The 19,400-nt window shown below is 44.5% G+C and carries 21 protein-coding genes and 1 pseudogene; 8 read left to right on the top strand and 14 right to left on the bottom strand.

From position 1 onward, the window contains the following. The first annotated feature begins 8 nt into the window (after positions 1-8). The 3 genes and pseudogenes from fdh3B (at position 9) to KHO06_RS09695 (ending at position 2,083) form a co-directional block, all read left to right on the top strand. Complete coding sequence (gene fdh3B, locus KHO06_RS09705) at positions 9-617, top strand: formate dehydrogenase FDH3 subunit beta (RefSeq protein WP_005427693.1); 609 nt, start codon at positions 9-11, stop codon at positions 615-617. Between the two features lie 13 nt (positions 618-630). Next, a pseudogene (locus tag KHO06_RS09700) lies at positions 631-1,605 on the top strand (formate dehydrogenase subunit gamma); the annotation flags it as partial. A gap of 61 nt (positions 1,606-1,666) precedes the next feature. Then, the gene (locus tag KHO06_RS09695) at positions 1,667-2,083 is read left to right on the top strand and encodes a membrane protein (RefSeq protein WP_005427687.1); all 417 of its coding nucleotides are present in this window, start codon (positions 1,667-1,669) and stop codon (positions 2,081-2,083) included. A gap of 103 nt (positions 2,084-2,186) precedes the next feature. Here the strand turns inward: KHO06_RS09695 and KHO06_RS09690 are convergent, their stop codons facing one another. Then, the gene (locus KHO06_RS09690) at positions 2,187-2,366 is read right to left on the bottom strand and encodes a hypothetical protein (protein WP_045374047.1); all 180 of its coding nucleotides are present in this window, start codon (positions 2,364-2,366) and stop codon (positions 2,187-2,189) included. Positions 2,367-2,486: 120 nt separating this feature from the next. On the opposite strand from KHO06_RS09690, the gene cobB reads away from it, so the two are divergent. After that, the gene (gene cobB / locus KHO06_RS09685) at positions 2,487-3,218 is read left to right on the top strand and encodes a Sir2 family NAD+-dependent deacetylase (protein WP_038890244.1); all 732 of its coding nucleotides are present in this window, start codon (positions 2,487-2,489) and stop codon (positions 3,216-3,218) included. Positions 3,219-3,414: 196 nt separating this feature from the next. Here the strand turns inward: cobB and KHO06_RS09680 are convergent, their stop codons facing one another. The 5 genes from KHO06_RS09680 to potA form a co-directional block, all read right to left on the bottom strand. Further along, positions 3,415-4,452, bottom strand: a complete 1,038-nt coding sequence (locus KHO06_RS09680) for an extracellular solute-binding protein (RefSeq protein WP_038890245.1) — start codon at positions 4,450-4,452, stop codon at positions 3,415-3,417. Between the two features lie 245 nt (positions 4,453-4,697). Further along, on the bottom strand, positions 4,698-5,729 hold the full coding sequence (locus KHO06_RS09675; RefSeq protein WP_009706099.1) for an extracellular solute-binding protein: 1,032 nt from the start codon (positions 5,727-5,729) through the stop codon (positions 4,698-4,700). A gap of 102 nt (positions 5,730-5,831) precedes the next feature. Continuing rightward, a complete protein-coding gene (gene potC / locus KHO06_RS09670) occupies positions 5,832-6,602 on the bottom strand; it encodes a spermidine/putrescine ABC transporter permease PotC (RefSeq protein WP_005389180.1) in 771 nt (256 codons plus the stop codon). Then, entirely contained in the window at positions 6,602-7,462 is an 861-nt protein-coding gene (potB, locus tag KHO06_RS09665) for a spermidine/putrescine ABC transporter permease PotB (protein WP_038890247.1), read from the bottom strand. The genes potC and potB overlap by 1 nt, the downstream gene beginning before the upstream one ends. Next, positions 7,443-8,636: a spermidine/putrescine ABC transporter ATP-binding protein PotA gene (gene potA, locus KHO06_RS09660; RefSeq protein WP_244858404.1), complete on the bottom strand. Its 1,194-nt coding sequence runs from the start codon at positions 8,634-8,636 to the stop codon at positions 7,443-7,445. The genes potB and potA overlap by 20 nt, the downstream gene beginning before the upstream one ends. Before the next feature lie 323 nt (positions 8,637-8,959). Here potA and KHO06_RS09655 point away from each other — a divergent pair, with 323 nt between their 5' ends. The 4 genes from KHO06_RS09655 to ttcA all read left to right on the top strand — a co-directional run bounded on the left by KHO06_RS09655 (position 8,960) and on the right by ttcA (position 12,358). Beyond that, a complete protein-coding gene (locus tag KHO06_RS09655; RefSeq protein ID WP_005528450.1) occupies positions 8,960-9,757 on the top strand; it encodes a hypothetical protein in 798 nt (265 codons plus the stop codon). After that, a complete protein-coding gene (locus tag KHO06_RS09650) occupies positions 9,750-10,586 on the top strand; it encodes a glucosaminidase domain-containing protein (protein WP_212581438.1) in 837 nt (278 codons plus the stop codon). Before KHO06_RS09655 ends, KHO06_RS09650 begins: the two co-directional genes overlap by 8 nt. 17 nt (positions 10,587-10,603) lie before the next feature. Continuing rightward, positions 10,604-11,266, top strand: a complete 663-nt coding sequence (locus KHO06_RS09645; protein WP_212581437.1) for a DUF2987 domain-containing protein — start codon at positions 10,604-10,606, stop codon at positions 11,264-11,266. Between the two features lie 198 nt (positions 11,267-11,464). Next, positions 11,465-12,358: a tRNA 2-thiocytidine(32) synthetase TtcA gene (gene ttcA / locus KHO06_RS09640; RefSeq protein WP_005441601.1), complete on the top strand. Its 894-nt coding sequence runs from the start codon at positions 11,465-11,467 to the stop codon at positions 12,356-12,358. Between the two features lie 127 nt (positions 12,359-12,485). On the opposite strand, the gene uspE is transcribed toward ttcA, so the two are convergent. The 8 genes from uspE to KHO06_RS09600 form a co-directional block, all read right to left on the bottom strand. Beyond that, positions 12,486-13,433, bottom strand: a complete 948-nt coding sequence (gene uspE / locus KHO06_RS09635; RefSeq protein WP_212581436.1) for a universal stress protein UspE — start codon at positions 13,431-13,433, stop codon at positions 12,486-12,488. A gap of 181 nt (positions 13,434-13,614) precedes the next feature. Beyond that, positions 13,615-14,361 carry an FNR family transcription factor gene (locus tag KHO06_RS09630; protein WP_005429849.1) on the bottom strand — a complete coding sequence of 249 codons (747 nt, stop codon included), beginning with the start codon at positions 14,359-14,361 and terminating at the stop codon, positions 13,615-13,617. 90 nt (positions 14,362-14,451) lie between these two features. Further along, on the bottom strand, positions 14,452-15,129 hold the full coding sequence (locus tag KHO06_RS09625) for a sulfite exporter TauE/SafE family protein (RefSeq protein WP_212581435.1): 678 nt from the start codon (positions 15,127-15,129) through the stop codon (positions 14,452-14,454). A 9-nt stretch (positions 15,130-15,138) separates the two neighbouring features. Beyond that, on the bottom strand, positions 15,139-15,303 hold the full coding sequence (ccoS, locus tag KHO06_RS09620; protein ID WP_005429857.1) for a cbb3-type cytochrome oxidase assembly protein CcoS: 165 nt from the start codon (positions 15,301-15,303) through the stop codon (positions 15,139-15,141). Between the two features lie 14 nt (positions 15,304-15,317). Further along, on the bottom strand, positions 15,318-17,681 hold the full coding sequence (locus KHO06_RS09615; protein ID WP_050909222.1) for a heavy metal translocating P-type ATPase metal-binding domain-containing protein: 2,364 nt from the start codon (positions 17,679-17,681) through the stop codon (positions 15,318-15,320). Positions 17,682-17,685: 4 nt separating this feature from the next. Further along, entirely contained in the window at positions 17,686-18,162 is a 477-nt protein-coding gene (locus KHO06_RS09610; protein WP_045374067.1) for a FixH family protein, read from the bottom strand. A gap of 89 nt (positions 18,163-18,251) precedes the next feature. Further along, entirely contained in the window at positions 18,252-19,226 is a 975-nt protein-coding gene (gene ccoP, locus KHO06_RS09605; RefSeq protein WP_005429865.1) for a cytochrome-c oxidase, cbb3-type subunit III, read from the bottom strand. Next, positions 19,226-19,399 (bottom strand): CcoQ/FixQ family Cbb3-type cytochrome c oxidase assembly chaperone, encoded by a 174-nt coding sequence (locus KHO06_RS09600; protein WP_005429887.1) that lies wholly within the window; start codon positions 19,397-19,399, stop codon positions 19,226-19,228. The genes ccoP and KHO06_RS09600 overlap by 1 nt, the downstream gene beginning before the upstream one ends. Position 19,400 lies beyond the last annotated feature (1 nt).

Genomic DNA, 19,400 nt, shown 5'->3' with positions numbered 1-19,400 from the left:
GTCTGACAATGGCACGAATGAAATTCCTATGTGACACCAAACGCTGTATCGAGTGTAACGGCTGTGTTACTGCATGTAAGAACGAAAACGATGATGCGCTTGAGTGGGGCATTCAACGTCGTCGCGTGGTAACACTGAACGACGGTGAACCAGGTGAAAACTCAATCTCTGTTGCTTGTATGCACTGTACCGATGCGCCTTGTATGGCAGTTTGTCCGGCTGACTGTTTCGAGCACACAGAAGACGGCATCGTTCTTCATAACAAAGATCTTTGTATCGGTTGTGGTTACTGTCTGTTCGCTTGTCCATTCGGTGCGCCTCAGTTCCCGAAACAAGCGTCGTTCGGTGAGCGTGGCAAAATGGACAAATGTACTTTCTGTGCAGGTGGTCCAAACACAGAACCAGGTTCTCTAGAAGAGCGTGAGAAGTACGGCGCGAACCGTATTGCTGAAGGTAAGCTACCTATGTGTGCGTCACTATGTTCAACAAAAGCACTGCTAGCGGGTGATGCAGAGAAAGTTTCTGATATCTTCCGTCAACGTGTGGTTGAGCGCGGTGCGAAAAACGCAGGTTGGACAGACGGTAACGATCTTTCTTACGACGCAACCAAAAGCTAAGTAGGAGAGACACATGTTAAATACTCTTAAACGTGCGTCTCTTGTAATGCTGTCGATGATGACAGCATTACTGCTGACCTTTGCGATGCCAGCGTCTGCGCAAGAAGACACATCTCCAGTAGTACAACAGGAGATGACACAACTTGCAGGTGCAGACTTCTGGCGTCAGGTCAAAGAGGGGCAAGAAGGCTATACCACGTCGAAATCAGCGGAACACGGTGTGCTGATCAGTACTCCGGGTGAGACTTGGTACATTCTTAAAGAGAAATGGATGTCTCCTGCGGGCGCTGTCGCGATTTTCGGCAGTATCGCAATGGTTATCATGGCTTACGTGTTCGTTGGTCCTCTGATGCTAAGCAAGCCACGTACTGGCAAGAAGATGAAACGCTGGTCTCGACTAGACCGTGCACTACACTGGAGCATGGCGTTTACCTTCTTAACGCTGGCATTCAGTGGTTTGATGCTGGTTTACGGTAAGCACTTCTTGAAGCCGTACGTACCCACTGAGTTCTGGGGCTTCATCGTCATGTTGGCGAAGCAGTACCATAACTACATGGGTCCGCTGTTCTTCATCTTGCTGATGTTTGTTCTACTGAAATGGTGGCGCAAATCTATCCCTAACATGACAGACATCCGTTGGTTCATGAAAATGGGCGGCATGGTTGGTAAACATAAAGGTACGCACCCATCAGCTGGTTTCTCGAACGGTGGTGAAAAGGCGATCTACTGGTTGTTGATCTTCTTTGGTGCTATCGCTGCGGTGAGTGGCTTAATTCTGGATTTCCCAATTTTCGGCCAAACTCGTCGCGATATGGAATTGTCTAACCTTGTTCACGCGATTTCGGCACTGATTCTAATCTGTGGCTTTATCTTCCACATCTACATCGGTCTATTCGGTATGGAAGGTGCGTTAGAAGGTATGGTTACCGGTGAAGTTGACGAGACATGGGCGAAAGAACACCACGATCTTTGGTACGAAGAAGTGAAATCCAAAGAAGCGATGGGCGAAACAGGTACGGCAAACACGGAACCAAAAGGAGCGAAAGCGAATGAACAAACCTCATAACGGGATTTGGGTTGCGTACATCCTGAGTTGTTTGACCCCGTTTACGTTTTTGATCTCAGGCGTTGTCGCAATCATTTACGCGGGCTACCGCTTGGATAAAGGCGAAGACAGCGACGTAGTGAACTCACATTACTACGGCTTGATTCGTACTTTCTTCCTATACCTAACGTTCTTTGTTGTACTTATCGTTACGGTAGCAACATCAAATGGTGTTTTGATTGGTGTGAGCGACTACTGGATGCACAGTACGTTGTTAGATTCTGTTGCGTACTTTATCCCTTGGATTGGTATGCTGTTTGCTGCGTTGGCAATTCTTGTGTGGTTCTTACGCATGTACCAGGGTATGAACCAACTGCGCAATAACATGCCGCACAGACCGTCTACAGGTCCAAACCTGTAAATCTTATAGCGTTGCAGAGAAGTCAAAAAAACGGTCCGTAAAAATGCAAAACCCTCGACATTGATCGAGGGTTTTTTATATCGTTCAAACAAGCAAAGTCGAGTTAACAGTTTCCTTTCTTTGCTTGACCTGGTGGGCAGAAATCTCCGCCATGACCTGGATGCTTATTATCATCATTGGTGCTTACTTTGACTTTTACATCATCGAACTCACCCTCAACATTTGTAAGCTGACACCCTGCTAAAGTACCTAATAACATAAGGACAAGAGATACACGTCTCATTGTTTTTCCTCTCATTTTATCATTCTAATTAAGACCACTACGACCATGGTCTAATCCATATTACTACTGTTGTTATTCGTTCAGTGTTAAGCTAATGAAAAAGAACAACAAGGATAGGTTATGAATTTCCCTTATAGAAATATTGTAGTACTTACTGGCGCAGGCATCTCAGCTGAGTCTGGTATTCAAACATTTCGAGCTCAAGATGGTCTTTGGGAGAATCACCGCATTGAGGACGTTGCGACACCAGAAGGGTTTGCACGCGATCCCGATCTTGTTCAATCATTCTATAATCAACGTCGCAAAAAACTGCAGGGCGAGGATATTAAGCCTAATGCTGCTCATATCGCACTAGGGCGCTTAGAGGAGCAGTTGGAAGGCAATGTGACTATCATCACTCAAAACATCGACAATCTGCACGAGAGAGGCGGCAGTGCCAATATTATTCACATGCATGGTGAATTGCTTAAAGCGCGTTGTAGTGAATCCAATCAAGTTATCGAGCATTCAGAAGACATTGAAACTGGCGAGTTATGCCATTGCTGCCAAATTCCTTCGCAAATGCGCCCACACATTGTTTGGTTTGGTGAAATGCCACTGCGCATGGGAGAGATCTACGCGGCATTGGAAGAAGCAGATCTATTTATATCTATCGGTACATCTGGTGTCGTCTATCCAGCCGCAGGCTTTGTACATGACGCAAAGATGCACGGTGCGCATACCATTGAAATCAACTTAGAACCAAGTGCCGTCGAGAGTGAGTTTGAAGAGAAGCGTTACGGTAAAGCAAGCATCGAAGTGCCAAAACTGGTTGACGAGATTCTTGCTCTGGAAAACGAAACTAACGCTTAAACAAGTTGGTAGAGTACCCATATAAGAAAGGCATCGAAGTGATTCGATGCTTTTTTGTATTTTGGTGCTTTGTATTTTGAAACTTTGTATTCTGGAGCTTGGTAATTTGAGCAGGGTAGCTGGAGATACAAATAGTAAGTTTCAGATACAAGAAAAGCGACCGAAGCCGCTTTTCTAAACTATTTCGACAGAATTATTAGTTGTCTACTTTTAGCTTTTGGAAGTACTCATCGTAAAGCACGCTTGCTTCACCAACTTCGTCTTGCCATGTACCGCTGTCCATCACTTCTTGTGGTGGGAAGATGCTTGGATCGTTAGCAAATTCTTTCGGTAGTAGAGCGTGCGCTGTTTTCACAGGAGTAGGGTAACCAATCTCTAGTGCGATCTTAGCTGCGTTCTCAGGACGTAGTAGGAAGTCGATCATCTTATGAGCAGCATCAACGTTCTTCGCGCCAGCTGGGATTGCTAGGCTGTCCATCCAGAAGATAGTGCCTTTTTCTGGCCAGATGATATCGATGTTCGCGCCTTCTTGACGAGCCATGTAAGCTGAGCCATTCCAAAGCATACCAAGCGATACTTCACCTGCTAGGTATGGGTTTGCTGGGAAGTCTGAGTTAAATACCAATACGTTTGGCATCAGTTTTTTCAGCTCTTCGTAAGCCGCTTTGATTTCGTCTGGGTTAGTCGTGTTTGGTGAGTAACCAAGCTTAGTCAATGCAATGTGGAATACTTCACGAGAATCATCCATCAGCATTAGTTGACCTTCCCACTTGCTATCCCAGAAATCATCCCATTTAGAAACAGACGATTTGTCTAGCATGTCAGCATTGATACCAATACCAGTCGCACCCCAAATGTATGGGATAGAGTAGTTGTTGTTCGGGTCGAACGGTTTGTTCAGGAAGTTGGTGTCTAGATCAGCAAAGTGAGACAGTTTCTCTTTGTCGATCTTTTGCAGCATGCCTTCTTTACGCATTTTAGATACGAAATAGGTAGACGGTACTACCAAGTCGTAACCAGAACCTTGAGTTTTCAACTTCGCGTACATGCTTTCGTTAGACTCGTACGTAGAGTAGATAACTTTGATGCCAGTTTCTTTTGTAAAGTCTTCAAGAACTTCGTTTGGAATGTATTCCGACCAGTTGTAGAAATACAGTTCTTGATCAGCAGCCATTGCAGGGGTAGCGATTAGCGTCGCCGCACACAGTGCGCTTGCGTAGAATTTACTTTTCATTTTATTTCCGTTTTGTTCAGCAATAGGACAAATCAATACTAGTAACAGAAATCGATTTGAGCCAAGTTGCGATAAGCACAATCCCGTTTATTTGGAGTACGAATGATGAGCGTTATGACTTCGAGAGACGATAATGTTCATAGCCGTAGCAAATAAACCTAGCAACGTGTAATTATATCAGTCAATTACAAAAATAGGCAGCGTATTGCTGCCTATTTTCATTTACTAGATGGCTTATTAAGCGATTATTGACCCGCTTTAAGCTTTAGGAAGTAATCTTCGTACTTCACTGTCATGTCGCCAACAGAATCTTGCCATTCAACGCGGTCAAGATCTTCTTGAGAAGGGAACAGTGGCGCAACGTCTTTGAACTTAGCGTTAGATTCTGCAACTGCTGTTAGGTAACCCGTATCAGCCGAGATTTGCTCTGCGATTTCTGGACGTAGTAGGAAGTCGATCATCTTGTGAGCTGCTTCTACGTTCTTCGCACCAGAAGAGATTGCGAAGTTATCAACCCAGCCGATACCCCCTTCTTTAGGGAATACAAGCTTCAGGTTCATACCTTCGTTTTGAGCTGCTGCTGCGCTACCGTTCCAAAGCATACCAACGCCAACTTCGCCAGACATGTATGGTGCACCTGGGTTGTCAGAGTTAAATACTAGAACGTTAGGCATTAGCTTTTGTAGCTCAGCGTACGCTTCATCGATTTGCTTTGGATCCGTAGAGTTACCAGAGTAACCTAGTTTGCGTAGCGCAATGTGGAACACTTCACGAGTGTCATCCATTAGCATTACTTGACCTTCAAGCTCAGGTTTCCATAGGTCAGCCCAGCTTTGGAAGTCATTTGGATCGTACATGTCAGCGTTCACCGCTAGACCTGTAATCGCCACAACGTGAGGAATAGAGTAGTCGTTATTTGGATCGTAAGGCTTGTCTAGGTAGTTCTTGTCTAGGTTGCCGAAGTTCTTCAGCTTAGTCTTATCGATCTTTTGTAGCATGCCTTCATCACGCATCTTCGCTACGAAGTACGTTGAAGGTACTACTAGGTCATAACCTTGGTTATGAGTTTTTAGCTTTGCATACAAAGTCTCGTTCGACTCGTAAGTCGAGTAGATCACTTTGATGCCAGTTTCTTTAGTAAATTGCTCTAGGATATTACTGTTGATGTAAGGACCCCAGTTCATAAATACTAATTCTTTATCATCCGCTGCCGCTGTACCAGAGAACAGAGAAAGCGCACATGCACTACCAGCTAATAGAGTAGCCCATTTTTTCATTGACGTTAGCTCCAAACCAAACGTTGTCCAATTTTGGACGATAGATAGAAAAACAGAATGGCATGTAACCATTCTGTTTCGTGATTTTAACGGGTGCGGATTCTACTTCACTTTTTCTCTTGCTAGCAACTGAGAAATCACTACCAAGACCAAAGAAACAATCAACATCACCGTTGCAAGGGCGTTCACTTCCGGTGAAATACCCACCTTAACCATTGAGTAAATCTTCAATGGTAGGATTTCGTATGTTGGGCCTGTTACGAACGAGCTAATAATTACATCGTCCAGAGACAGGGTAAAGCTCAGTAGCCAACCCGCAGCAACCGCTGGCTTAGCAAGAGGAAGGATGATCTGCTTCAAGATTACCCATTCGCTTGCGCCAAGGTCTTTTGCTGCTTCCAACATCTTCACATCAAAGCCATTTAAGCGGCTGTACACTGTTACCACAACAAACGGCAGACAGAAGGTGATGTGAGCAATCAATAGAGTAAAGAAGCCAAGCTGTGCGCCTAATACTAGGAACAGAGCAAGCAATGAAATCGCCATTACAATATCTGGAGACATCATTACGACAAACAGCATGCCGTTTACCGCTCCTTTACCTTTGAACGAGTAACGGAATAGGGCAACTGCTGTCAAACTACCAATAATAGTAGCAGCTGTTGCAGAAAATACCGCGACGTTCAATGAATGCCATGCAGCCTGCATTAGGCTGTCGTTATTAACTAAGGTTTCGTACCACTTGGTGGTAAAACCACCCCATTTCATACCAAATTTGTTGGCATTAAATGAGTTAACAATTAAGACGATGATTGGCAGATACAAAAATGCATATACCAGCGCCATAAAGCTAAATCTAACTGTGCGTCCCATTAGTCTAGCTCCACTTTCTTATTCAATAGTTTGCCTGCTCTGTAGTAAGCGTAAAGCATCACAGCCATTGCGAAGGTGAGGGCGATACTGGTCGCAGCACCAAATGGCCAGTCACGAGCGTTCAATACCTGGCTCTTAATAACGTTACCGATCAGTAGGTTCTTCGCGCCGCCAAGAAGGTCAGAGATGTAGAACATACCTAGTGCAGGTAGCAGAACCAACAAACAACCACCGATAATGCCAGGCATTGTCAGAGGTAGAATCACTTTAGTAATGGTTTGGAACTTGTTCGCACCAAGGTCTTTTGCGGCCTCGATGTATGTGTTGTCTAACTTCTCGATTGCCGAGTAAAGCGGCAAAATCATAAATGGAAGCAAGATGTACACAAGACCGATCATTACTGCTGTTTCGGTATACATTAAACGCATCGGCTTATCGATGATTTCCATTGCCATCAAAGATTTGTTCAAAATGCCCTGAGTACCTAGAACAATCTTAAGACCATAAGTACGGATCAGAGAGTTAGTCCAAAACGGTACAATCACCAAGAACAACATGAACGGACGCCATTTTTCAGGCATTTTCGCTACGATGTAAGCAAATGGATAACCAATCACCAAACACAACAAAGTTGCGATGATCGCCATGTAGAAAGAGTGCATCAGCACTTTTGCATACAGAGGATCGAGTAGGCGAAGGTAGTTGTCGAAAGTAAACGTTAATTCAATTAGGTTCGCTTCATCACGCGTCAAGAAACTCGTACCGATAATCATTAGGTTTGGTATTAACACAAACAGTGTTAGCCAGCCAACGATTAGGGTAATGATCGCGTTCTGAAGATTAAGCTTCTTGCTTATCATTTAGTACTACCTCCCAGCTCTCAACCCAAGTAATAGCGACTTTCTGGCCGAGTGAGTGGTCCACATCTGGATCATCTTCGTTAAAGAATTCGCTTACCATCACGCGCATGCCTGAATCCAACTGGATAACTGAATCAAGCGTCATACCTTTATAGGTACGCTCTGTTACGTGACCTACGATGCCTTTTTCTTCAGACTCTTTGATCTCTTCGATGCGTAAGTCTTCTGGGCGAAGTAGTACTTGTAGTTTGTCACCGGCTTGTGCTTCTTGATCGTAGTAAACAACGGATTCAACGCCTTCGATTTCTGCACGGATACGTTTCTCGTCGATACGCTCTAGCATGGTTGCATTGAATACGTTGATCTCACCGATAAAGCGAGCAACAAATAGGCTCTTAGGCTCTTCGTAAATCTCACGTGGAGAGCCGTCTTGTTCGATAACACCGTCACGCATAACAATAATGCGGTCAGACATCGATAGAGCTTCTTCCTGATCGTGCGTAACGAAGATAAAGGTAATACCAAGTTGACGCTGAAGCTGTTTAAGCTCGATTTGCATTTGCTTACGTAGTTTGTAATCAAGCGCAGATAGAGATTCATCTAGCAGCAGTACTTTTGGTTTGTTAACAACCGCACGCGCAATTGCGATACGTTGTTGCTGACCACCTGAAAGTTGGTGAGGCTTACGCTGTGCCATTTTTTCTAGGCGAACCATGCGTAGCGCATCCATAACTCGTGGCTCGATCTCTGCAGCAGGTGTTTTCTGCATGCGAAGACCAAAAGCAACGTTTTCAAATACGGTCATATGAGGGAAGAGTGCGTAACTCTGAAATACCGTGTTGACGTGCCTTTGCTCTGCAGGAACCTGTGTTACATCTTGGTCATCTAGTACGATTTGACCGTTATCTGCCGTCTCAAAGCCCGCGATCATGCGTAAAACCGTTGTTTTACCACAACCAGAAGGACCAAGAATCGTCAGAAACTCACCATGATTAACATCCAGATTTAAATTACCGATGATTTCCTTACCATCGAAACTTTTGCTAATACCAGATAGACGAACTACTGGCTTTCCTGCTTGCTGTTTAGCGTTCAACGTCTGTATTTCTCCCACGTTCAAATTGGGGTGTATCCAATTGATGTGACATAAGTCATTCACTTTTGAGGCGCGCATCATAATCACCAAAATTGTGAAATCAAAGCATTTTCTTATCTTGAAACAGAAAAAATTTTGCAGGCAAAAGTAAACATTCCTTACCATACTGTTTTTATAGGGGTATTTGCATTTCCGCTATATATAGGTGAGGTATTGATTTCTTGTGCAAATGTTTTCAATTTCATGGATTTGCGAGTGGTTAATTATCGACCAAATAGCAAAGATTGCAAGTATTGAAGCCGAGATCTGATTTTAGACTTGGCAAGATTTCTTTATAATGACGCCCTTATTAATTAACTGGTTTTCCAGAAAAAATTTTACAAGTTAGCCTTGGATAAAATATGAACAACGATTTTGAGAAAGATTTCAACCTTGGAGGGAGTGTAGAGCGAGCTCTTTCTGGCAAGTATGAACTGAAGGCAGGTGCTGTTTTTAGTGAAGCTTGGCGCACTACCATTCAACAGTTTCTGTCCTTCTCACCAGCGATCATTCTATTGCTCTTCGTTCAGTTGGGCATTTTCTATATTGCTTTGCAGCTTCAATTGGGTGATCCCGCAGTCATTCTTGATGCAATCCAAACTCCAGAGTCTTTTACTGCTGACATCGTATCCGCTATTTATGTGGCTAACTTCAGTTACGAAGTGATCAGTGCACCTATTTACGCTGGCATTAGTCTAATGGCGATGAGTCACGTAGCAGGTCTTAAGACGAAAGTGCGCCATGTGGGCAAAGGTCTTCAGTTTACCGTTCCAGTGATTCTAGCTACGTTGTTTAGCTTGATGATGCAGGGCGTAGCAGGAATGATTTTCCCGTTGTTATCTCTGTACCTTTCTCTAGCATTTAGCCATTCTATCTTATTGATTTGTGAGAAAAGAGTGCCACCTATGCAGTCACTTCTTTTGTCACTTCGTGCCATCAACAAGAAGCTTTTTGTCGTCGCAGGGCTTTACTTAGGCGTGATGTTGATGTTTATTGTTGCTGCAATGTTCTACGGAATTGGCTTGATCTTCGTGCTGCCGTTCTTCTTCCATTTGAAGGGGATTCTGTACCGCGAAATGTTTGGGATTAAGTTGAAGATCGTAGCAACACAGCAAAATGATAACGATCACGATGGTAACTCTCAGGTGTTTGATGCCTAATTCTTTAAAGTCAATGAGTTTACGAGTGGCGGCTATCACAATAGCCGCCACTTTTGTTTCTGTTGGACCATATTTGCACTACGACCGCGTATATCGCAATACTGCTGATTCCCAAGCGGTGCATGGTCCTGTTAATCACTTGGATTTGTCGAACCTTCCTTATATTGGTGATATTCCTGATTTCAACTCGATTAAGGACACGAAAGATAAGAAGACCGCCTTCTTCGACTTTCTGCGCCCGAAAATTGCGTTAGAGAATCAACGTATCGAGAAAGAGCGCGCATTCTTAACGTCTCTGAAAATTGGAGAAGTTGGCTCTGAGCAGACCTCTTACGCTGAACGTTTGGCTGCACTTTATTCCTATCCATTGAAGGACGATACAGTCACACAAGCTTGGTTGGATGAAATGCTCAAGCGTGTCAACGTGTTACCTGAAGCGTTGGTTTTAACCCAAGCCGCCAATGAATCTGCGTGGGGAACCTCTCGTTTTGCCACTCAAGCAAACAACTTGTTTGGTCAATGGTGTTATAAGAAGGGCTGCGGAATTGTCCCGGCACATCGTGGGGCAGGAAAAACGCATGAAGTAGAAAAATTCGACACAGTACAAGAGTCGGTGCACGGCTACTTTATGAATGTGAATCGCAACCGTGCTTACGCTGATTTACGCGACATTCGTGCTAACTTAGCAGAGAAACACAAGGATTTGTTATCTGTGGCGACGGCATCGGAGCTAACTCATGGTTTGCTCGCGTATTCCGAACGTGGCATCGCTTACGTTAATGACTTACGTGCGATGATTCGTCACAATAACGCTTACTGGACACAATAGAAGAAATAACGGATCGGATGAAGAAGTTAAGCCTAAGTTTACTAGGCAGTGCGGTACTGGTCTTAGCATCGCCTGCAACTCACGCGCAAGAATACATGTTTACGTATTCTAAGCTCTACACACAATTGAAGAACAATGCGAAAGAAGGGCATGACGACGTTAAAGTTGGTGTGTTCTTTGTCGACGCAGACACTAAGAAATTGTGTGAGATAGAAAAAGCATGGATGGAAAAAGAAGAACACTACGAAGAGTTTGTGATTCCGGCTTCTAAAGAGCTTCCAATTCCGATCGACAAGAACTTAAAGTCAGCAAACCCTCTTGTCTTCGTTCAAACACCAAAAGACACGCGCTGTGATTACTCTTTAGTCGTGATGACTAAAGAAGCGCTACAGGGTAACGTAACCTACGAGCAGCTTATGCCGTTGATGCCTCAAATGCAGGCTCTGCTTGAAGACCTAGGCGGCATGTTTGCAAGTTGGTTCACTCCAGAGGTTCAAGGCGTGACGATGGAATTTGCTGACGAGTTGAATGACACCATTACATTCTCCAATGGCACAGAAAAAGCCATAGTGAATGGTCAAGTTCAAGTCGCACTGAGTGATATTGGTGAAGGCGGACATATGACGCTTCCTCAACCAACGACTCGCGTTCTGCCTTATCTACCCAACGCGAAAAAGTAATCGTGATTTGATTTTGAAAGAGCTGCCTTGGCGGCTCTTTTTTGTTTTTATTGCCCATCGCGCTGTTTTAGAGTGCATTTATTGACGACTCGGTCACACAAACATTTAATCCTGCGCAAAAAGCTCGTATAATCCACGCCCCATAGAAACCCATGTTAGGAAGCCCTAGTCGATTTATCGGCGATGTGAGAGCCCGCAATGAACCAAGTAGATACAAGAAAAGAAACCCTAGAATTCAACAAGCTTCAGAAACGCCTAAGAAGAAATGTTGGAAATGCCATTACTGATTACAACATGATCGAAGAAGGCGATGTTGTAATGGCATGTATTAGTGGTGGTAAAGATTCATTTGCGATGCTTGATATCCTGTTGAATCTACAAAAGGCAGCACCGATCAAGTTTGAAGTGGTTGCAGTTAACCTCGACCAGAAACAGCCTGGTTTCCCTGAGCACATTCTCCCAGATTACTTTGAAACGCTGAACATTCCTTACTACATCGTAGACAAGGACACTTACTCAGTGGTTAAAGAGAAAGTGCCAGAAGGCAAAACAACGTGTGGTCTATGTTCACGTCTTCGTCGTGGTACGCTTTACTCATTCGCAGAGAAGATCGGTGCGACGAAACTAGCACTTGGTCACCACATGGATGATATTGTTGAGACTATGTTCTTGAACATGTTCCATGGTTCTCGTCTTAAAGCGATGCCTCCAAAGCTTCGTTCAGATGATGGCCGTAACGTTGTGATTCGTCCACTGACATACTGTCGTGAGAAAGACTTAATCAAGTACGCTGAGCACAAAGAGTTCCCAATCATTCCTTGTAACCTGTGTGGCTCTCAAGAGAACCTTCAACGTCAATCGATTAAAGCAATGCTTATCGATTGGGACAAGAAAACACCTGGTCGCGTAGAAGCTATCTTCAAGTCAATCCAGAACGTAAGCCCAAGCCAGCTTGCTGACCGTGAATTGTTCGACTTTGAAAACCTTCCACTGGACCGTGAAGGAAATCGCGAAGAATACGAATTCAGTGAAGCTGTGGTATCTTCGACGAACATTGATGAATCAATGTTTATCGATGTGACCAACATCTAATTCGAAAAAAGGAGGCTAAATGAGCCTCCTTTTTAATTTGCGTGCCTCCAGGGCAGTAAACAGAATAAAAAAATCCCCCAACAATTGGGGGATTTTCATTTCTATATTATTTCAAAAACAAGCGCTGTTATGTCGCTGTATTTGGATCGAGCGGACTGATGTAACCGTTTGGTTTTAATGCCAGTACGTCGCAATTGATTTTATCAATCACATGCTCCGCTGTGTTACCAATAAACACCGCAGAAAGCCCCGTACGACCTGTCGTACCAAGAATAACCATTGCTGCATTCAGCTTTTCAGCCGTTGCTGGAATGATGTCTTCTGGTAGGCCTTGTTCAACGATAGTTTGCTCTTCATTCAAGCCGTGTTTTTGGCGAAGTGCCTTCATTGCTGTTAAGTGATGGCCACGAACGGCGTCTGTGTACGTCGTTGGGTCAAACTCAGGCAACTCAATCGTGATATTCGCCGGTGTAACTGGGTAAGCATTGACGAGATAAGGTTCTGCATCGAGACGATTGGTGATTTCTTTAAGGCGTTCTACCATCGAATCGTTCAAATCAATATGGGTTGGATTTTCCGAACCAACATGAACAGACGCAAGAATCTTCGCATGTTCAGGCCAATCAGCGTTTTTAATTAGAAGTACAGGGATAGGGCACTTACGCAACAAATGCCAATCTGTAGGAGTGAAGATGACGGATTCTAGAACATCGTGCTTACGCGTTCCTTTAATAATGATGTCGTGGCCGCCAGCAAAGACTTCAGCAATGATCGCTTCATAAGGGCGATTATGCCAAACAACACAAACATCAAAGTCGAAGCTATCGTCTAAATACGGTTGGGCTATCTTACGCATCCATTGTTCACGTTGGTGGATAACACCGCGACGCATAGCATCTCTTTCATCGACCGACAGCATTGAGGTCATGTCATACGAAAAATCGTAGATTGACAGAAAGAAAGTGATTCGGCTTCTGGATACACTTTTTCGAGCGAGTTGAACCGCTCTTGCAAGTGCTGGCTGCTCATCGTTATTGATGTCAGCAACAACAAGGATCTTACTGTATATACTCATATCTAAGCCCACTTATTATTGTAAAACCAAATACCGAATATAAGGTAAATCAGTATATTGGAGTACACAAGGTACATTTTTACTGTAGCTCAGTTTGAGGAAGAATTTGAGGACTTTCGAAGGGATTTTAGAAGAAATATGATGTAGCTCATTTTCGAGCTACATCAATTGATAGGGCAAATTAGTCTTTGCTAACGCCAGCAAGTTCCATCAATGCATCGTGATCTAAGATGGTGATGTACTTACCTTTTACACTCAGAATCTCAGATTTCTGGAAGCGACCAAGTAGGCGACTGATGGTTTCAACAGTCAGGCCAAGGTAGTTACCGATGTCACCACGAGTCATGGTTAAACGGAACTCACGAGGGCTAAAACCACGTTGCGAGAAACGCGTTGATAGGTTGTAAAGGAAAGCAGCTAAACGTTCTTCTGCGTTCTTTTTAGAAAGCAGAAGGATCATTTCTTGGTCGCCTTTAATTTCGTTACTCATCAGACGCATGATCTGTTGACGAAGTTTAGGCATTTTTCCTGACAGGTCATCAAGGATTTCGTAAGGGATCTCACAAACCATTGATGTTTCAAGTGCCTGAGCGAAACTTGGGTGTAGGTCACCCGTAATCGCGTCGAAACCTACAAGGTCACCTGCTAAATGAAACGCAGTGATTTGCTCATCGCCTTGTTCTGTAATTGTGTAGCTCTTGATCGTGCCAGAGCGGATAGCGTACAGAGATTTTAGCTCATCACCTGCTTTAAAAAGCTCTTGGCCTTTTTGGATTGGCTTTTTACGCTCGATGATTTGATCCAACTGGTCCAGTTCAGACTCATTTAGAGTGAACGGAATACACAGTTGGCTAATGCTACAATCTTGGCAATGAATCGCGCAACCGCCTGATTGGATACGCTTTGTTGCAGGTTTTTCAGAAATCATAACAACCTTTCACTATTTGATATACATCAATATTTTATCACTGGTTACTTCTAAAGGGTAGTAAAAAAATGACTGATATCGACTTTCATACTATATGAAACCGAGCATTTTCATTGCTCCGGCGGCAGTATACATGCCATAGCTTATTAGAATTAATGCTGAGATGTTTCTAAATATTAACGATTTTTGCAGGTTCTGAAAATGCCTTGCGCCATACCCAATCGCGAGCATCGAAGGTAGAGTTCCCAGCCCAAATGCTAGCATGATTAATCCGCCATTCAATGCACTGCCCGAAACAGCAGACCAAGTGAGCGCTGAGTAGACCAATCCGCATGGCAGCCAACCCCAAACAAAACCAAATGGGAATGCATGGGAGGGGTGCTTCAAGGGAAGTAGGCGTTGTCCTGCTGGGGAAATAAACTTCCAGATATACTGGCCCGCTTTTTCAACAATGAGCAGTCCTTGCCACCATTTAGCAATGTAGAGTGCAACTAAGATCATGAAAAGTGCAGCGACAAATCGAAGCCACGCAAGAGACTGGGTAAGACCGCTTAACTCTGAAAGGCCTGATACCGCACCTCCAACCATTGCGCCAATTAAAGCGTAGCTTGCCAGTCTGCCAAAGTTATAGAAAAGAGGAATAGAGGAAGAAGGTTTGTTGTTCGGTGCGCCCATGGAAAGGAGAGAGGCGATGCCGCCACACATTCCCATGCAATGACCAGCCCCAACGAGGCCGATCATAAATGCACCAATAAAGTCTGGGCTCATAAAGAAACGCTATTGTTTTTTGTTATTTGGTTTTTCGTCTTCATCAAGAAGAATGTTGTGTCCTTGTCGCTCTAGATCTTCAAACTGATCACTACGAACAGCCCAAAGGAAGATAGCAACGGCAACACAGACCAATACAATGGCGATAGGGATTAATATGTATAGACTTTCCATGTTTGATCTCTCACTTACTTCTCTTTAAGCAGTCGCAACGAGTTGGATACAACGATGATAGAACTTGCCGACATACCCACTACTGCAACATATGGTGCGACTAAGCCTGTAACTGCCAGCGGCAAAATTAACAGGTTGTAGCCCAAAGACCAAGCCAAGTTTTCTCGGATTATCTTTCTTGTACGTATTGCAAGCAATCTTGCCTCTAATAATTTCTCTAAATTATCGCCTAGAAGCGTCATATCTGCTGATGCTTTCGCAACATCCGTACCACCGCCCATCGCGACAGACAGGTGTGCCCCAGCCAGCGTTGGTGCATCGTTGATACCATCACCAACCATCATAGTGATGTCGTCTTGATCTAGCCCTTTAAGATACGCGAGTTTGTCTTCTGGTTTTGCCGATGCGATCACATGGTCTATACCCATTTCATCCGCAACAGGCTGTGCATTTCGCAGTGAATCGCCTGTCAACAAGGTTGTTTTGATACCAGCGTCTGCAAAGCGTTGAATAAATGCTTTACTTTCTTTACGAATTGGATCGCGATAGTAGAAGGTTGCGACATGTTCATTATCGACAGAAAGGTATACGGCGTTACCTTCATCGCGATTTTCACCAACAACGAAGCTTGCACTACCGATTTTTACTGTCTTGGTATTCCAAATACCTTGGATACCGGAGCCAATGATATTTTGAACATCACTGACGGTAACGTCTTCTTGACCAAACCCTGAGAATGCGCGAGCAATCGGGTGGTTTGCGTGTGCTTCAAGTGCCGATGCAATCGCAAGTACTTCAGTTTCATTGAAGTCAGCGAAGGTCTGGGTTTGACTAATTTCTATGTCGCCTTTAGTCAGGGTGCCTGTCTTATCCACGACAAGATGATTAATCTTACATAGCGTTTCGAATACATGACCTTTACGCAGCAAAATACCAAAGTTGCCCATACGAGAAGTAGCACAAGTTAGCGCGGTTGGGGTTGCCAAGGATAGAGCACATGGGCAGGTTGCGACTAGAACAGACAACATAATCCAGAACGCATCATCAGGTTTAGTTTGATGCCAGTAAAACCAAGTTCCTGCAGAAATAATTAGAATCGCACCAACGAAATAGCGCGCGACTACGTCTGCAATCTCAGCAATTTTTGGTTTGGAGTGCTGTGCTTCATCTTGAAGACGGACTATATTCGAAATCATCGAGTCTGCTTTCGAGTTCGTTACTTCTAGCTCGAAAGACTCCTCACCATTTAATGTACCTGCGTAAACGGCATCTCCGGCTTTCTTAACCACGTGCACGGACTCGCCGGTCAGCATAGATTCATCGATATGGATACGACCGGAAATCACTTTGCCATCTGCCGGTATATGTTCACCAGGAAGGACACGAATGCGATCACCAACCTTTAAGGTTCTTACCGGGATTTGTTCACCGTCTAGCGTCGTCGCAATCGCTGGGATTAACTTGAGAAGGTTGCCACTAGCTGCTGCTGCTTTGCGGCGAGCACGCATCTCTAAGAATCGACCGACTAACAAGAAGAAGGTAAACATCGAGATCGATTCGAAGAACACTTCGCCTTGTTCAGTCACCGTTGCAACTAAGCTCGCCACATAAGCAAATATGAGTGCAATGGATACAGGAACGTCCATCCCAAGGGTACGCCCTTTAATGCTCCGCCATGCATTGAGATAGAAAGGGAGCGCAGAATATAGGAGCACAGGGGTTGCAAAAATTAAGCTCACCCAGCGGAAGTAGTTTTTAAACTCTGGCTCTAAATCGCCAAAGACTTCTAAATACAATGCTACTGCAAGCATCATTACTTGCATGGTTGCAAGCCCCGCGATACCCAAACGATACAGGTATTGTTTCATTGTATGGTGGTAGGCGGCTTCTTGCTTGTCAGCTTCAAAAGGTGCGGCTTTGTATCCAAGTTTGTGAATCACTGAAAGTAATTCACTCAAACGCACTTGTGTTTTATCCCACGCAAGTAAAGCTCGGTTCGTGGTGGTATTGACACGAATGGAGATCAAACCTTTGACACCAGAGACTTGTTTCTCAATTAACCACGCACAAGCGGCACACGAGACGCCCTCCAATGAGAGCGTGACTTCAGAAGTGTTCTCATGGTTACGAACAAACTCTGACTGAACGTCCTCGTTATCATAATGAATGAGGGCTTGGAGTTGCTCTGGAACTAGGTCTGCTTTTTCTGCTGGCGCAGTTCGGTATTGGTAATAGGAGACAAGACCACTATCGACAATCGTTTGAGCCACGGTTTCACAGCCCGGACAACACATGTCGCGAATTTCACCCAATATTTCTACTTTGAAATCCGTGTTGGCTGGTACATCTTCACCACAGTGATAACAGGATTTACACATAGACTTACTTCATTAATGTTGTTGGTTGCGCAGGGAATTCAACTCGACCTTGAATCATCCATTCTTTGTTGTGTGGCTCAAGCTCAACGAACCATGGTCCTTGAATCGAGTCTTCAGGCGTTAAGCGATAGTTACCTTTTGCATCAGCGGTAAGAAGCTTTGTGAAATCACGGTCTGGCAACGTACGGTGCGTGAACGTCGCAGTTAGTGCAGGGAAGTGCGGTAATTCGCCTTTATTGAAAGCGATAACAACGGTGTTGTCATCTGACGAAACGGTAGCGTTAAGACCAAGGTCTCGAGCGACATTCATTTTACTGATGTCGATGTTGATACCTTTGCCTTTTTTATAGTAATCCTCGGCGACCAAAGAAACAGAGTTGTTGGCGAATACGACCACTGTAACGATTGTCCATACCACAACAGTTAGAGGCAGGATGATCAGGAACCACGGCCAAAATTGTTTATACCAAGGCTTTACCATAAAAAAGTTCTCAACAGCTAAATGAAAAAATGTAAGGCTTTAAATTTAAAGGAAAGACAGCCCCTATGAAAGGGGCTGTTATTGAAATGTTACTTATTGTCAGAGTTGCTTAAACTCCAGACGTATGCCGCGACAAGTTGAACTTTGTCTTCGCCCAGAATGTCCTTCCAAGCTGGCATCACACCAGAGCGACCGTTCATAACTGTTTCTGTTACTGCAGCGCGTGAATCGCCGAATAACCAGTCTTGGTCAGTTAGGTCAGGTGCGCCTACAGCAGGGTTACCTTTACCGTCAGTGCCGTGACAAGCTGCACACACGACAAAGCGAGCTTTACCAGCCTCTGCTTCACGTGCGTTCACTTTACGACCAGATAGGCTTAGTGTGTAGCTTACGACTTCTTGAACGCCTTGTTCGCCAAGTGCATCTTTCCACGCAGGCATCTGGCCGATACGACCTTGCATAATAGTTGTAACGATAGCTGCTGGCTCACCGCCGTATAGCCATGCATCGTCAGTTAGGTTAGGGAAGCCTTTCTGACCGCGAGCATCAGAACCGTGACATTGCGAACAGTTCTGCAGGAACAAACGTTGACCGACTTTGATTGCTTCAGGATCTTGCGCAATCTCAGGGATAGGGCGTAGACCATCTGCGTTATGAGCAAGTGCACGGAATGCTTCACCGAAGTAAGCGTCTGCGTCATCTAGCTCTTTAGCGTATTGGTTAAGCTGTTTGTTTTCCTGTGCTCGTGCGATGGCTTCTTTTGATTCTTCCAACGTACGCACAGTTTGATCTGAACTTTGCCAGTTTAGGACACCTTTAAAGCTGCCTAGTCCTGGAAACAGAGTCAGATATACAGCTGCAAACACAAATGTGCTCACAAATAAGTATGTCCACCATTTCGGTAGAGGGTTGTTAAGCTCGCGAATACCATCGTACTCGTGGCCCATGTCTTCCCCTTCCTCGACGCCCATTTTGTCTTTAGCGCACCAAGTCAGGAGGATCGCACAGCCTACTAGCGTACCGACAGTAATCACGATAATCCAGAGACTCCAGAATGTAGTCATTACTTCTTCACTCCTTGGTTATTTGGGGTCGTTTGTTCTTCGTCAGCAAACACCAAGTTAGCATCTTCTTCAAAGCGAGCTTTACGCTTCTTACCAAATGCCCACCATACGATGCCAATAAAACTAGCGAAGAGTACAACGGTATAAATACTATGAATTGTACCGAAATCCATA

Origin of the sequence: Vibrio sp. B1FIG11 (assembly GCF_905175335.1) — a bacterium.
Taxonomy (GTDB): Bacteria; Pseudomonadota; Gammaproteobacteria; order Enterobacterales; family Vibrionaceae; genus Vibrio; species Vibrio campbellii.
This window is presented reverse-complemented; position numbering and strand designations above follow the sequence as displayed.

Bases quoted from the DNA above. Each gene is read 5' to 3' on its own strand.
- KHO06_RS09630 (WP_005429849.1), bottom strand. From the start codon at position 14,361: ATGATTTCTGAAAAACCTGCAACAAAGCGTATCCAATCAGGCGGTTGC.
- potB (WP_038890247.1), bottom strand. From the start codon at position 7,462: ATGATAAGCAAGAAGCTTAATCTTCAGAACGCGATCATTACCCTAATC.
- KHO06_RS09625 (WP_212581435.1), bottom strand. From the start codon at position 15,129: ATGAGCCCAGACTTTATTGGTGCATTTATGATCGGCCTCGTTGGGGCT.
- KHO06_RS09675 (WP_009706099.1), bottom strand. From the start codon at position 5,729: ATGAAAAAATGGGCTACTCTATTAGCTGGTAGTGCATGTGCGCTTTCT.
- ttcA (WP_005441601.1), top strand. From the start codon at position 11,465: ATGAACCAAGTAGATACAAGAAAAGAAACCCTAGAATTCAACAAGCTT.
- cobB (WP_038890244.1), top strand. From the start codon at position 2,487: ATGAATTTCCCTTATAGAAATATTGTAGTACTTACTGGCGCAGGCATC.
- KHO06_RS09600 (WP_005429887.1), bottom strand. From the start codon at position 19,399: ATGGATTTCGGTACAATTCATAGTATTTATACCGTTGTACTCTTCGCT.
- KHO06_RS09695 (WP_005427687.1), top strand. From the start codon at position 1,667: ATGAACAAACCTCATAACGGGATTTGGGTTGCGTACATCCTGAGTTGT.
- KHO06_RS09650 (WP_212581438.1), top strand. From the start codon at position 9,750: ATGCCTAATTCTTTAAAGTCAATGAGTTTACGAGTGGCGGCTATCACA.
- KHO06_RS09645 (WP_212581437.1), top strand. From the start codon at position 10,604: ATGAAGAAGTTAAGCCTAAGTTTACTAGGCAGTGCGGTACTGGTCTTA.
- KHO06_RS09655 (WP_005528450.1), top strand. From the start codon at position 8,960: ATGAACAACGATTTTGAGAAAGATTTCAACCTTGGAGGGAGTGTAGAG.
- uspE (WP_212581436.1), bottom strand. From the start codon at position 13,433: ATGAGTATATACAGTAAGATCCTTGTTGTTGCTGACATCAATAACGAT.
- potA (WP_244858404.1), bottom strand. From the start codon at position 8,636: ATGCGCGCCTCAAAAGTGAATGACTTATGTCACATCAATTGGATACAC.
- KHO06_RS09680 (WP_038890245.1), bottom strand. From the start codon at position 4,452: ATGAAAAGTAAATTCTACGCAAGCGCACTGTGTGCGGCGACGCTAATC.
- ccoP (WP_005429865.1), bottom strand. From the start codon at position 19,226: ATGACTACATTCTGGAGTCTCTGGATTATCGTGATTACTGTCGGTACG.
- KHO06_RS09615 (WP_050909222.1), bottom strand. From the start codon at position 17,681: ATGTGTAAATCCTGTTATCACTGTGGTGAAGATGTACCAGCCAACACG.
- potC (WP_005389180.1), bottom strand. From the start codon at position 6,602: ATGGGACGCACAGTTAGATTTAGCTTTATGGCGCTGGTATATGCATTT.
- ccoS (WP_005429857.1), bottom strand. From the start codon at position 15,303: ATGGAAAGTCTATACATATTAATCCCTATCGCCATTGTATTGGTCTGT.
- KHO06_RS09610 (WP_045374067.1), bottom strand. From the start codon at position 18,162: ATGGTAAAGCCTTGGTATAAACAATTTTGGCCGTGGTTCCTGATCATC.
- KHO06_RS09690 (WP_045374047.1), bottom strand. From the start codon at position 2,366: ATGAGACGTGTATCTCTTGTCCTTATGTTATTAGGTACTTTAGCAGGG.
- fdh3B (WP_005427693.1), top strand. From the start codon at position 9: ATGGCACGAATGAAATTCCTATGTGACACCAAACGCTGTATCGAGTGT.